Source organism: Segatella sinensis (assembly GCF_040095255.1).
Classification (GTDB): Bacteria; Bacteroidota; Bacteroidia; order Bacteroidales; family Bacteroidaceae; genus Prevotella; species Prevotella sinensis.
In genome coordinates, this window is record NZ_JBBNGE010000001.1 from 125,474 (window position 1) to 138,727 (window position 13,254).

Annotated in this window: 11 protein-coding genes and 2 tRNA genes; 4 read left to right on the forward strand and 9 right to left on the reverse strand. The window is 47.2% G+C overall.

Annotated elements, in window-relative coordinates:
* Positions 1 to 172: 172 nt before the first annotated feature.
* On the forward strand, positions 173 to 640 hold the full coding sequence (gene greA / locus AAAT87_RS00440) for a transcription elongation factor GreA (RefSeq protein WP_117661817.1): 468 nt from the start codon (positions 173 to 175) through the stop codon (positions 638 to 640).
* A gap of 111 nt (positions 641 to 751) precedes the next feature.
* Positions 752 to 1,153 (forward strand): HIT family protein, encoded by a 402-nt coding sequence (locus tag AAAT87_RS00445; protein WP_089544840.1) that lies wholly within the window; start codon positions 752 to 754, stop codon positions 1,151 to 1,153.
* Between the two features lie 43 nt (positions 1,154 to 1,196).
* Here AAAT87_RS00445 and AAAT87_RS00450 read toward each other — a convergent pair whose 3' ends face one another.
* Positions 1,197 to 2,300 carry a mannose-1-phosphate guanylyltransferase gene (locus AAAT87_RS00450; RefSeq protein WP_428848525.1) on the reverse strand — a complete coding sequence of 368 codons (1,104 nt, stop codon included), beginning with the start codon at positions 2,298 to 2,300 and terminating at the stop codon, positions 1,197 to 1,199.
* A 199-nt stretch (positions 2,301 to 2,499) separates the two neighbouring features.
* On the opposite strand from AAAT87_RS00450, the gene AAAT87_RS00455 reads away from it, so the two are divergent.
* Both AAAT87_RS00455 and AAAT87_RS00460 read left to right on the forward strand, forming a co-directional pair.
* Positions 2,500 to 2,581: transfer RNA gene (locus AAAT87_RS00455), tRNA-Leu, on the forward strand.
* A gap of 50 nt (positions 2,582 to 2,631) precedes the next feature.
* Positions 2,632 to 2,713, forward strand: a tRNA-Leu gene (locus AAAT87_RS00460).
* Between the two features lie 154 nt (positions 2,714 to 2,867).
* Here the strand turns inward: AAAT87_RS00460 and rnhB are convergent.
* From rnhB to rimP, 8 genes are all read right to left on the reverse strand, one after another.
* Complete coding sequence (gene rnhB, locus AAAT87_RS00465; protein ID WP_296997587.1) at positions 2,868 to 3,476, reverse strand: ribonuclease HII; 609 nt, start codon at positions 3,474 to 3,476, stop codon at positions 2,868 to 2,870.
* Between the two features lie 60 nt (positions 3,477 to 3,536).
* Positions 3,537 to 4,751, reverse strand: a complete 1,215-nt coding sequence (locus AAAT87_RS00470) for a cysteine desulfurase (protein ID WP_295023549.1) — start codon at positions 4,749 to 4,751, stop codon at positions 3,537 to 3,539.
* Between the two features lie 36 nt (positions 4,752 to 4,787).
* Positions 4,788 to 6,131, reverse strand: a complete 1,344-nt coding sequence (gene sufD, locus AAAT87_RS00475; protein ID WP_295023562.1) for a Fe-S cluster assembly protein SufD — start codon at positions 6,129 to 6,131, stop codon at positions 4,788 to 4,790.
* Between the two features lie 14 nt (positions 6,132 to 6,145).
* Positions 6,146 to 6,901 (reverse strand): Fe-S cluster assembly ATPase SufC, encoded by a 756-nt coding sequence (sufC, locus tag AAAT87_RS00480; RefSeq protein ID WP_022120772.1) that lies wholly within the window; start codon positions 6,899 to 6,901, stop codon positions 6,146 to 6,148.
* Between the two features lie 43 nt (positions 6,902 to 6,944).
* Positions 6,945 to 8,396, reverse strand: coding sequence for a Fe-S cluster assembly protein SufB (gene sufB, locus AAAT87_RS00485; RefSeq protein ID WP_295023545.1), 1,452 nt, complete (start codon positions 8,394 to 8,396; stop codon positions 6,945 to 6,947).
* Positions 8,397 to 8,489: 93 nt separating this feature from the next.
* On the reverse strand, positions 8,490 to 11,378 hold the full coding sequence (gene infB / locus AAAT87_RS00490) for a translation initiation factor IF-2 (protein WP_349225315.1): 2,889 nt from the start codon (positions 11,376 to 11,378) through the stop codon (positions 8,490 to 8,492).
* Positions 11,379 to 11,441: 63 nt separating this feature from the next.
* Entirely contained in the window at positions 11,442 to 12,704 is a 1,263-nt protein-coding gene (gene nusA, locus AAAT87_RS00495) for a transcription termination factor NusA (protein WP_089544835.1), read from the reverse strand.
* A 3-nt stretch (positions 12,705 to 12,707) separates the two neighbouring features.
* Positions 12,708 to 13,175, reverse strand: a complete 468-nt coding sequence (rimP, locus tag AAAT87_RS00500) for a ribosome assembly cofactor RimP (protein WP_153129660.1) — start codon at positions 13,173 to 13,175, stop codon at positions 12,708 to 12,710.
* Positions 13,176 to 13,254: the final 79 nt, after the last annotated feature.

The window sequence follows — 13,254 nt, forward strand, 5'->3', positions numbered from 1 at the left end:
AAAAGTTTGGTGATTCAGAAATAAAGTTCTATCTTTGCAATCGGATTACAAACAAAAGGATAAACAAGAGACACAATAAGATATAGGATTCCGGTGCTCAACAGGCACTGGAATTCTTTATTTTTTATGCCTCCTGCCAACTTAATTAATAACAATAAACAAAAAGAAAATTATGGCTTACATGTCACAAGAAGGCTACGACAATCTCGTAGCTGAGCTGAAACAGCTCGTAACTGTAGAGCGCCCTAAGGCATCAGCCGCAATTGCTGAAGCCCGCGATAAGGGTGATTTAAGTGAGAACTCTGAGTATGATGCCGCTAAAGAGGCTCAGGCTCATCTAGAAGATAAGATCAATCGTCTGAAGCTCACCATTGCCGAGGCTAAAATCATCGACACCAAGCAGCTCAGCACCGACAGCGTGCAGATCATGTCGAAGGTAGAGATGACCAACATGGCTAACAAGGCAAAGATGACCTATACCATCGTGAGCGAGAGCGAGGCTAACCTGAAGGAAGGCAAGATTTCCATCAAGACCCCTATCGCACAGGGATTGCTCAACAAGAAGGTTGGTGAAATTGCAGAGATCAAGATCCCTCGTGGAACCATTAATCTTCGCATCGACAAGATTTCATTTGAATAAAAAGAATAAAGGAACTATCATACGGACAGTGATGCCCGTATGACGGTTCCTTTTTATGTTATATGTAAGCCCATCAAGACATATTATTCATTTTAAACAGAAATAGAGATTATGGCAAGCATTTTTTCAAAGATTGCAGCAGGAGAGATTCCTAGCTACAAGTGTGCAGAAAGCGACAAGTTCTATGCTTTCCTCGACATTAGCCCTATCGGCAAAGGACATACTTTGGTGATTCCTCGCAAGGAAGTGGACTACATCTTCGATATGGAGGATGCAGACCTGGCTGAGTTTGAAGTATTCGCCAAGAAAGTAGCCAAGGCTATCAAGGCAGCCTTCCCATGCAAGAAGGTGGCTCAGGTGGTTTTGGGACTGGAAGTTCCTCACGCTCACATCCATCTCATTCCTATGAACAGTGAGGCAGACGTGAACTTCCGCAAGGAGCACCTCAAGCTCTCTGAAGAGGAGTTCAAGGAAATCGCCAACAAGATTTATACAGAATTCCAGAAGTTATAAGCAATAAAAAAGAGCAGCAAAGATTCGCTGCTCTTTTTCTATCCTATACGTATTCATCGCCCTTCTTCATCTGTATCTCATTCACATACTTGCGAATAAGGGCAGAAGAATCTTCCTTCTTGCATACCAGGAGCACATTGTCTTTCTCGGCAACGATAAAGCCATCAAGACCATTGAGTACGGCAAGCTTACCCTTCGGCATTTTCACCACCGTATTATGGCAATCCTCGATGAAGACGTCGCTGTCTATCACCACATTGTCATCCTCGCTCTTCTGCATCGCCTCATAGATACTGTGCCAGGTACCCAGGTCGGCCCATCCGAAGTCGCATTTCATCATGCAGGCATTGGATGGCTTGTCCAATACGCCAAAATCTACCGAGATATTAGGGTAAGAAGAAAAGGTCTCCTTCATATAGGCATTCTCCGTCTCTATGCTGAACTCCGGATATTTCTTGTCATACTCACGAAGCACAGGAGGCAGAATCTTGCAGAAGCACTCACGCAGATGCTTGACATTGCTCAGGAAGATACCTGTATTCCAATAGAACTCTCCACTCTCAACAAAGATCTTGGCGAAATCACGCTCAGGTTTCTCCGTAAACGACTGTACGGCATAGATATCCTCTTCTACCACATCGCCCATCTGGATATAACCATAACCCGGTTCTGGACGGGTAGGCTTGACTGCCATCGTCAGGAAACGGTCGTTAGCTGCAACAAACGCCAAGCCCTCCAATACATTCTTGCGGAAAGCCTCTTCATTGAAGATGGCCTGATCGGAAGGAGTATTGATGATGCACGCATCAGGGTTCAGCATGGAGATGCGATGGTTAGCCCAAGCCATACTTGGAGCCGTATTGCGATGAATAGGCTCAGCCATAATGCGATCGGCAGATACCTCAGGCAACTGCTCTTTCACCAAATCTACATATTCCTCGTTGGTATTGATATAAATATGGTCGGCAGGTACTATCTTTGCCATGCGATCGAATGTCTGCTGCAATTGGGTACGTCCGACTCCAAAGAAGTCAATGAACTGTTTTGGATGACTGCTCCGACTGCATGGCCAAAGTCTTCGACCTTTTCCACCTGCGAGAATCACACAATAATTATTATTATCATTAAGTGTCATATTATAGTTCATTTTTTATAAGTTACTAAATTCAAGTGTAAAATTACTCATTATCTGCGAGAAAGCCAAATCTTTTCTAAGAATTTAATAAAGAATAGGAGAAATAAAACACATTTTTAGCTTTTTTCGCCCTTGGAATTGTTTTTTCAGAAAAAAAATCACCAAAAAGTTTGCTATTTCAATTTTTATTTGTACCTTTGCACCCGCAATCGCCCAGATGGCGGAATCGGTAGACGCGCTGGTCTCAAACACCAGTGGAGCAATCCATCCCGGTTCGATCCCGGGTCTGGGTACAAGGAGCTGCAAGTTTTTACTTGCGGCTCTTTCCTTTGCAAACACCATCGCCCAGATGGCGGAATCGGTAGACGCGCTGGTCTCAAACACCAGTGGGGCAACCCATCCCGGTTCGATCCCGGGTCTGGGTACAAGGAGCTGCAAGTTTTTACTTGCGGCTCTTTTTTTGCCTGATTATGAAAAGGGCATCACCCTTGACTTCTAATCAAAATTAAAAGCCGCTCAACAGGCAAATCTGTTGAGCGGCTTTTTTATATGGAAATCATAGCACTGCAGCTATGATGCCTAGTCTTTAAAATCGAGTGAGAGTTCACCTGTGCCTAGAAGATTGTAGCTCTTGCGATGATAAGGCGTAATACCAAACTCCCTGATGGCAGCACGATGCTTCTTAGTAGGATAACCCTTGTTGCCCTTCCAGTCGTACTGTGGATATTCCTCTGCAAGCGCATCCATATAGTCATCACGATAAGTCTTGGCAAGAATGCTTGCCGCAGCTATCGAGAGATACTTTCCATCGCCTTTTACGATCGTGGTATAAGGCAGGTCCTTGTAAGGCTTGAAACGATTACCATCCACAATCACCGCCTCAGGACGTACCTTCAGCTGGTCCAAGGCACGATGCATCGCCAGGAAACTCGCATTCAGAATATTGATCTGATCGATTTCTTCGGGAGTAACAATGCCCACAGCCCAAGCCACAACATCACGCTCTATCTGTTCACGGAGCGCCTTGCGTTTCTTGTCAGTCAGCTTTTTGCTATCATTGAGGTCAGGGTTCTGATAATCGGGAGGAAGAATCACTGCAGCAGCATAGACGCTACCTGCCAGACAACCTCTGCCCGCCTCATCGCAGCCCGCCTCAATCATATCCTTATAATAATGACTTTCTAACATATTCTTATCTACTTAAGAAGATAAATGAAGTTAAGAAGACAAACAGGTTCACTGTCCGACCTAGAACATCTGAGAAACGCGTTTTACGCCTGCTATAAGCGCATCAACCTCTTCCTTGGTGTTGTACAAGGCGAAGCTTGCACGAACGGTTCCCAGAATTCCATAGCGGTCCATCAAAGGCTGTGCACAGTGATGGCCTGTACGAACGGCGATGCCCAGGCGGTCGAGCAAGGTTCCCATATCCATGTGATGAATATCACCAACCAAGAAGCTGACAACGGCGTCCTTGCCTTCCTGCTCACCAAAAAGTCTGATTCCATCGATGGTTCTCATCTGGTCCATGCAGTAGCGGGTGAGTTCCTGCTCATGCTTGGCAATGTTATCCATGCCGAGTGCAGAGACATAATCGATGGCCTTTGCCAAACCATGGGTAGCTACATAATCAGGAGTACCAGCCTCGAACTTGAAAGGCAGTTTCTCGAAAGTGGTCTTCTCGAAACTTACACTCTCAATCATTTCGCCACCTCCCTGATAAGGAGGCAACTTGTCGAGCCATTCTTCCTTACCGTAAAGCACACCGATACCGGTAGGACCATAAATCTTATGTCCGCTGAAAGCGAAGAAATCGCAATCCATATCCTGTACATCCACTGCGAAGTGAGGAGTACTCTGGGCACCATCCACCATCACAGGCACACCGTGCTCGTGAGCAATTTTGATCATCTCCTTCACTGGATTCACTGTACCCAGCACGTTGCTTACCTGGGCAATGCTCACAATTTTGGTGCGCTCAGTGAATAAACCGGCGAATTCATCGAGGTTAATCTCACCTTTATCGTTGATTGGGATTACACGGATGGCAATTCCCTTCTTGGCAGCCTGCAACTGCCAAGGCACGATATTGGAGTGATGCTCCATGGTAGAGATAATCACCTCATCGCCCTCGCTCATAAAGGCATCGCTGAACGATGAAACCACGAGATTCAGACTCTCGGTAGTACCGCGGGTAAAGATGACTTCCTCAACCTTAGGCGCATTGATAAACTTGCGCACGGTTTCGCGGGCTGCCTCATGAAGGTCGGTAGCCTGCTGAGAGAGATAGTGAACGCCACGATGCACATTGGCATTTACATTGAGATACTCGTCGCGCATGGCATCGAGCACGCACAATGGCTTCTGCGTGGTTGCCGCATTATCCAGATACACCAATGGCTTATCATAGACCTTTCTCGATAAAATCGGGAAATCTGCTCTTACTTGATTGATATCATACATATTTTTAAGAACTTAACTCCTTTAAAAGGATATTATCTACTTGCAAAGCTTGCAGCCCTCGCACTTATTGAGTTCACCACGGAATCGCTTCTCTACAAGATGATGCAGACGATCACGTAATGGCTCCAGCTCCATCTTGTCTATGACTTCGTTGATAAATGCAAACTGAAGAAGCAACTTGGCCTCCTCACGGCTCACTCCACGCTGCTGCATATAGAACAATGCCGCATCGTTGAGCTGACCGACGGTACTACCGTGTGCACATTTCACATCGTCGGCATAGATCTCCAGCATCGGCTGGGTGAACATGCGGGCTGTCTTCGTAGCACAGAGGTTTTGGTTGGTTTCCTGCGAAGTGGTCTTCTGGGCACCATGACGAACCAATACTCTGCCAGCAAAAGCGCCACGTGCCTCACCATCGAGTACATACTTATAAAGCTCGTTGCTGGTGCAATGACCCACCTGATGATCGATAAGCGTATTGTTATCTACCACCTGGTTCTTGTCGGCAATCACACAACCATTACAGAAGCACTCGGCTCCCTCGCCCTTGAATACAAGGTCGAGGCGGTTGCGGGTGATACCGTTATGAAGCGTGATTACGTTATGGTTCACGCGGCTGTTAGCCTGCTGCTCAATGTAAACGTTACTGACACGACGGTTCTTGTAATGAGTCTCCTCCAGACAATAGAGGTCGAGACTGGCATTCTCGCCCACATAAGCCTCGATTACCTGAGTAGCGAGGAAGTTCTTGTCATCGGCAGCATGATCGCAGAAGAGGAACTTAGCCTCAGCGCCCTGTTCCATCACGATGAGCACACGGCGGTTTACCATCAAATCTACATCCGAACGGAGAATATTGATGACCTGAATGGTTCGCTCCACCTTCACGTTCTTTGGTACGTAGATAAGCAAGCCATCCTGTGCCAGGAATGTATTCAATGCCGTGATGCCATCTTCATCGGTTTTGGCAATCTTAGCGTAGTATTTCCCGATGAATTCAGGGTTTTCTGCAGCAATCTTGTTCAAAGAGTCCACGATAACACCCTCTGGCAACTCTACCTTTGGCAATGCCTTGCAATAGAAAGCATCGTTTACCACGAAGTAGAGCGAAGTGCTCAGGTTAGGCACATCGCAGCGGAAAGCCTCGTATGGATCTACCGGAATTTCCAGGCGATTCAAGTTCAAGCCATAGTCTGGCTCGAAGATGGCGCTCATATCTGTGTACTTGTATCTTTCTACCTTACGGGAAGGAAAGCCCAGGCGACGGAAGTCCTCGAATGCTGCATCGCGCACCGCATTGAGCACCTCAGCACTGTTCTTCTTGATCACTCTCGAAGAAGACTGATACAAGTCTAAATATTGTTTTTCTGAAAGCATAGCCATCCTCCTAATTATTTCTCATCTACTTCAGCCTTGATCCAGTCGTAGCCACGAGCCTCAATCTCCTTGGCAAGTTCAGGACCGGCAGTCTTCACGATTCTACCCTTATAGAGTACGTGAACCACACTTGGCTTAATCATATCGAGCAGACGCTCATAGTGAGTAATGACGATAGCAGAAGTCTTGTCGGTATGCATCTTGTTTACACCGTCAGCCACAATACGCATCGCATCCACGTCGAGACCAGAGTCGGTTTCATCGAGGATAGAGAGCTTTGGCTCCAACATTGCCATCTGGAAAATCTCGTTGCGCTTCTTCTCACCACCCGAGAAACCTTCATTTACAGAACGGCGAGCCAACTTGCTGTCCAGTTCCACCAACTCACGCTTCTCGCGCATCAGCTTCATGAATTCGCTGGTGTTCAATGGCTCCAAGCCCTGATACTCGCGCTTGGCATTGATAGCCGCACGCATAAAGTTGGTCATGGATACACCAGGAATCTCCACTGGATACTGGAAAGAGAGGAACAATCCCTCACGGGCACGATCCTCAGGCTTCATATCCAGGAGGTTCTTGCCGTTGAAGATAGCCTCACCCTCGGTTACGGTATAGAGAGGGTTACCTGTGAGCACAGCGCTCAAGGTTGACTTACCGGAACCGTTAGGTCCCATGATAGCATGTATCTCACCATCGTTGATTGTCAGGTTGATACCTTTCAATATTTCTTTGCCTGCAATAGTAGCATGCAGATTCTTAACCTCTAACATAATTTTAGTCAATTTTTATCGATTTCATCGAAAATGATAATGATTATCCTACGGTTCCTTCGAGTGAAACACTCAGAAGCTTCTGTGCCTCTACGGCAAACTCCATAGGCAATTTGTTGAGCACGTCCTTGGCATAACCGTTTACGATCAGGCCGACAGCCTCCTCGGTAGGAATGCCTCGCTGATTGCAATAGAAGAGCTGGTCTTCTGAAATCTTCGAGGTAGTTGCCTCATGCTCGAACACGGCTGTGTCGTTATGGGCATCCATATATGGGAAGGTATGCGCTCCACTATCGCTGCCCAGCAACAAGGAGTCGCAGGAACTGTAGTTGCGGGCATTATCGGCATTGGATGTAGCACGAACCAGACCACGATAGGAGTTCTGGCTATGACCAGCCGAAATACCCTTCGAGATGATGGTACTCTTGGTGTTCTTACCCATGTGAATCATCTTGGTACCTGTATCGGCCTCCTGATAGTTGTTGGTAACAGCTACGCTGTAGAACTCAGCTACAGAGTTGTCGCCACGCAAGATACAAGAAGGATACTTCCAGGTAATCGCAGAACCCGTCTCTACCTGAGTCCAGCTCAACTTAGAGTTGACACCACGCAAGTCGCCTCGCTTGGTTACCAGATTCAGCACACCACCCTTACCATGCTCATCACCAGGATACCAGTTCTGAACGGTAGAGTATTTCACCTCAGCATTATCCTTGACGATAATCTCTACGATAGCCGCATGGAGCTGGTTCTCATCACGCATTGGCGCTGTACATCCCTCCAGATAAGAAACGTAGGCATCATCATCGGCGATGATCAATGTACGCTCGAACTGACCGGTGTTACGGGCATTGATGCGGAAGTAACTGCTCAACTCCATCGGACAGCGAACGCCCTTAGGAATATAAACGAATGAGCCATCACTGAATACGCAACTGTTCAAGGCTGCATAAAAGTTATCACGATAAGGAACTACGGTTCCCAGATACTCTCTTACCAAATCAGGATGCTCCTTCACTGCCTCGCCGATACTGCAGAAGATGACGCCCTTCTCACGAAGTTTCTCCTTGAAGGTAGTCTTCACCGATACAGAGTCCATGATGGCATCCACGGCGGTACCGCTCAATGCCAAGCGCTCCTCCAGAGGAATACCGAGCTTATCGAATGTCTTCTCCAGCTCAGGATCAATTTCCTTGTTCTTTGGCTTCTTTGCCAAAGGGTCGGCATAGTATGAAATCTCCTGGTAGTCAATAGGTGGCACGTGCACGTGACCCCATTTTGGCTCCTTGAGCGTCTTCCAGTAATTGTAGGCTTTCAGACGAAATTCGAGCATCCAGTCTGGCTCTCCCTTCTTCTGCGAGATCAGGCGCACAACATCCTCGTTGAGACCCTTTTCTATGATTTCAGTATGTACATCGGTGGTAAAACCATACTCATATTTCTGGTCTATCACATCCTTGACAACCTGATTCTGTTCTTTCTCTATTTCTGCCATTTTATTTAGAATAACCTTTCGTTATTTTAACCCTAAATAGGGATAAGCCGCTGAGGACTCATCCCTACCTTATTATATATAATATATGCTATATTACAACTTCTGCTCTACCTCGATCTCTGTGAAGGTCTCGATAACGTCGCCTTCCTGGATATCGTTGTAGTTGACGAGGCTCAAACCGCACTCCATACCGGTAACCACCTCCTTGACATCGTCCTTGTAACGCTTCAAGGCACCGATTTCTGCAGTACGGAGCACGATACCGTCACGGATGACGCGAGCCTTATCCTTAGCGTGTACCTTACCCTCGGTAACGAGACCACCGGCAATAGTACCCACCTTGGAAATCTTGAAGGTCTGCTTCACCTCAACCTGACCGGTAACGATTTCCTTCTTCACCTTGTCGAGCATACCTACCATCGCACTCTTGATATCGTCGATAGCATCGTAGATGATAGAGTAAGTGTTGATTTCAACACCCTCACGGTCGGCAGCCTTGCGTGCATCGGCAGATGGACGAACCTGGAAACCAACGATGACTGCATCTGATGCAGATGCCAGCATCACGTCGTTCTCCGAAATCTGACCTACCGCCTTGTTCACTACGTTCACCTGGACCTTCTCGGTAGAAAGCTTGATGAATGAGTCGCTCAATGCCTCAACAGAACCATCGGTATCACCCTTTACGATGACGTTCAACTCGTGGAACTCACCACGTGCGATACGGTGAGAAATATCACCCAAGGTCAAGCGCTTCTGAGTACGCAAGCCCTGTTCACGCTGTAACTGCTCACGCTTGTTGGCAATTTCACGAGCCTCCTGCTCTGTCTCGATTACGTGGAACTGGTCACCTGCTGTAGGCGCACCATTCAAACCGAGGATGATAGCTGGCTCTGCAGGAGCAGCTGACTTGATATTGGCATTACGCTCATTGAACATCGCCTTCACACGACCCCAAGAAGTACCGGCGAGAACGATGTCGCCTACCTTCAAGGTACCGTTGGCAACCAATACGGTAGAAACATATCCACGACCCTTGTCGAGAGAAGACTCGATGATGGTACCTGTGGCACGACGGTTAGGGTTAGCCTTCAAGTCGAGCATATCAGCCTCGAGGAGCACCTTGTCGAGCAGATCGTGAACACCGATACCCTTCTTGGCACTGATTTCCTGGCACTGGTACTTACCACCCCACTCCTCAACGAGCAGGTTCATGTTAGCCAAGTCCTCACGGATACGGTCTGGGTTAGCACCCGGCTTATCAATCTTGTTGATAGCAAATACCATTGGCACACCGGCAGCCTGTGCATGGGCGATAGCCTCCTTGGTAGTAGGCATCACGGAGTCATCGGCTGCGATGATGATGATGGCGATATCGGTAGCCTGAGCACCACGGGCACGCATGGCGGTAAACGCCTCATGACCTGGAGTATCCAGGAAGGTTACCTTGCGACCGCTGTTCAGAGTCACACTGTAAGCACCGATATGCTGGGTAATACCACCCGCCTCACCGGCAATCACATTGGTATTGCGGATATAGTCGAGCAAAGAGGTCTTACCGTGGTCAACGTGACCCATCACGGTTACGATTGGAGCACGTGGAACCAAGTCGTTCTCATCATCCTCTTCCTCGCTCACTGCCTCCTGAACCTCGGCACTCACGTATTCGGTCTTGAAACCGAACTCCTCAGCCACCATATTAATGGTTTCAGCATCCAGACGCTGGTTGATAGATACCATGATACCTACACCCATCAGGGTAGAGATAACCTGAGTAACGCTGATATCCATCATCGTAGCCAACTCGCTAACGGTAACGAACTCAGTAAGCTTCAGGGTCTTGCTTTCCTTCTGCTCCTGGCGAGCCTGATCCTGCAACTTCTCCTGAACAGCCTCACGCTTCTCCTTACGATACTTAGCACCCTTCTTGTTCTGGCTCTTGCTGGTCAAACGGGCGAGAGTCTCCTTTACCTGGCGTGCAACAGCCTCGTCGTCCACCTCAATCTGGCGCTGGTTGCCGCGGTTGTTATTGCCGCGGTTGTTATTATTGTTATTATTATTATTTCTATTCTTGTTTCTATTCTTCTTGTTGTTGCCACCATTGTTGCCCTTATTCTGGCCATTACCATCGGCACTGTTGTTCTTAGCCTCGGCATTGATGTCAACACGCTCCTTGTTGATACGAACACGCTTCTTGCGATCATTGTGCTGCTGCGCCAACTTCTCTTCACGCTCCTTGCGGCGCTCCTCCTTAGACTTCTTCTTAGGACGAGTGCTCTGATTGAGAGAAGAAAGATCAATCTTACCCAACACCTTAGGTTCATTTGAAGTATATTTCTTCTCACTCTTCAATGTGAACACGCTAGAAGGCTGGCTGTTGTCAGCAGCCTTCTGCTCAGCATTCTGCTGCTGAGCCTCTACATTCTTGTTACCTTGTGCAGCATTCTTCTGACCCTTAAAGTCGTTCATCTTTGGCTGCTGTGACTTTTGCTGATTCTCTTGTTTCATCTCTTGTTTTTGGTGAGATCCATGGGTAGATCTCTGGTCATGTTTTGGCTCATTACGATGAGCATCTTTCACTGGCGCATGACTGACGGCAGCAGTCTCATGCTTCGGTGCCTCCGACTTTTTAGCAGCAGACTCTGCAGACTTACCCTTTCCGATGCTATCCAAGTCGATCTTACCCAACGGCTTATACTGCTGCTGGTTACCCGACTCCAATAAGCTTTCGGCACGATGGTCCTTCTGCTCAGGCGCACGCTTCTTATCCTTGGTCTTCTTGGTGATGAGTTTCTCGGCCTGATCACGAACCTCCTTATCTTGACTGAAGGCATCGTTCAATGCCTTGTATTGCTGGTCGCTGAGTTTGAAGCTCGGTTCGGCCTTGACCTCTCCCAGGTCCTTTCTTTTTTCTAGGAATTCAACTGCCGTCTGAAGTCCTATATTCAATTCACGTAGTGCTTTATTTAATCTGATGCTCATAAATTATTTTATTCTCCTATTTTTAAAGTTAGATTCCCTGCAAGCACTCGCCAGCTAGGGAAATTATTGTTCGAATTCAGCTCTCAATACCTTGAGTACGTTATCCACGGTTTCCTCCTCAAGGTCAGCCTTCTCTACGATCATATCACGTGGTGCATTGAGCACCTGCTTAGCTGTGTCATAACCGATACCCTTGATGGCATCGATAACCCACTGGTCAATCTCGTCAGAGAATTCATCCAAGTAGATATCCTCGTCAGCCTCATTCTCATCTACCTCACGGAATACATCGATGGTATATTCTGTCAACATAGAAGCCAACTTGATGTTCATACCGCCACGGCCGATAGCCAGGCTAACCTCCTCAGGCTTCAGGAACACCTCTGCCTTCTTGTTCTCCTCATCGATATTCACAGACGTAATATTGGCTGGTGCCAAGGCACGCTGGATAAACAGCTTGGTATTAGAGCTATAGTTGATGACGTCGAGGTTCTCGTTGCAAAGCTCGCGAACGATACCGTGAACACGGCTACCCTTAACACCTACACAAGCTCCAACTGGGTCGATACGCTCATCGAAGCTCTCTACAGCAATCTTGGCACGCTCGCCAGGGAGACGGGCAATGCGACGGATAGCAACCAAGCCATCTGCAATCTCAGGAACCTCAGCCTCCAACAGGCGCTGCAGGAAGATTGGCGCTGTACGGCTCAAGATAATCTTAGGATTGTTGTTATCATTGTCAACACGAAGGATGACAGCGCGTACAGTCTCGCCCTTACGATACATATCGCCAGGAATCTGCTCCGTCTTAGGCAACATCAACTCGTTGTTCTCGTCATCAACGATAAGAACCTCGCGCTTCCATACCTGATAAACCTCACCAGAGATTACCTGTCCAACACGGTCTTTATATTTATTGTAGAGTGAGTCGTGCTCAAGTTCAAGAATCTTAGAAGCCAAAGTCTGGCGAAGAGTTAAGATGGCACGGCGACCGAACTTATTGAAATCTACCTTCTCGCTCACATCCTCACCTACCTCATAGTCAGGCTCAATCTTGCGTGCTTCGGTAAGCGTAATCTCCTTGTTCTCATCTTCTACCTCACCATCAGCAACAACGACACGGTTACGATAAATCTCGAAATCGCCCTTGTCTGGGTTTACGATTACATCGAAATTTTCATCACTACCGAAAATTCTGGCAAGTACATTGCGGAAGCTTTCCTCCAATACACTTACCAATGTTGTACGGTCGATATTCTTGGTTTCTTTAAACTCGCGGAATGTATCAATCATACTCGCTGTTAATTCTTGCTCTTTTTTAGCCATAGCTTATTTGAAACTGATTATATATTTTGTATATTTTACTTTATCCATCTGGTAAACATGGTCAACCTCCTGCTTTACAGGACGCTTCTTGCCCTCTACCTTCACTTTTTCTTCTACGCCTACTGTGAAATCATTGCCATCCACAGCCTTCAAGATGCCCTTTACCTTGACACCATCAGCATCGAGCACCTCTACCTCCTTGCCAATGAAGTTGATATACTGCTGTGGAACCTTGAATGGTTGACCCAGACCAGCAGAACCTACTTCCAGCTCATAGTCCTCGTCATCACGACTCAATCGTTCCTCGATATATCTACTCAAAGCCACACAATCTTCAATCCATACACCATCTACATGGTCAATCTCGACTACGATACGATTGTCTGGACTGATTTCAATGTCCACCAAGAAATATTCCTGATCTTGGAGCCATTCATCAACTAATTTTTTTACGACGTTTTTATCTATCATATATACCTATTTAAAATAAAATGAGGAACTCTTGCGAGCCCCTCATTCCACTGAACGTGTGCAAAATTACTAATATTTT

Coding starts and splice junctions, on each gene's coding strand:
- greA (WP_117661817.1), top strand. CDS start 173: ATGGCTTACATGTCACAAGAAGGCTACGACAATCTCGTAGCTGAGCTG.
- AAAT87_RS00445 (WP_089544840.1), top strand. CDS start 752: ATGGCAAGCATTTTTTCAAAGATTGCAGCAGGAGAGATTCCTAGCTAC.
- AAAT87_RS00450 (WP_428848525.1), bottom strand. CDS start 2,300: ATGAACTATAATATGACACTTAATGATAATAATAATTATTGTGTGATT.
- rnhB (WP_296997587.1), bottom strand. CDS start 3,476: ATGTTAGAAAGTCATTATTATAAGGATATGATTGAGGCGGGCTGCGAT.
- AAAT87_RS00470 (WP_295023549.1), bottom strand. CDS start 4,751: ATGTATGATATCAATCAAGTAAGAGCAGATTTCCCGATTTTATCGAGA.
- sufD (WP_295023562.1), bottom strand. CDS start 6,131: ATGCTTTCAGAAAAACAATATTTAGACTTGTATCAGTCTTCTTCGAGA.
- sufC (WP_022120772.1), bottom strand. CDS start 6,901: ATGTTAGAGGTTAAGAATCTGCATGCTACTATTGCAGGCAAAGAAATA.
- sufB (WP_295023545.1), bottom strand. CDS start 8,396: ATGGCAGAAATAGAGAAAGAACAGAATCAGGTTGTCAAGGATGTGATA.
- infB (WP_349225315.1), bottom strand. CDS start 11,378: ATGAGCATCAGATTAAATAAAGCACTACGTGAATTGAATATAGGACTT.
- nusA (WP_089544835.1), bottom strand. CDS start 12,704: ATGGCTAAAAAAGAGCAAGAATTAACAGCGAGTATGATTGATACATTC.
- rimP (WP_153129660.1), bottom strand. CDS start 13,175: ATGATAGATAAAAACGTCGTAAAAAAATTAGTTGATGAATGGCTCCAA.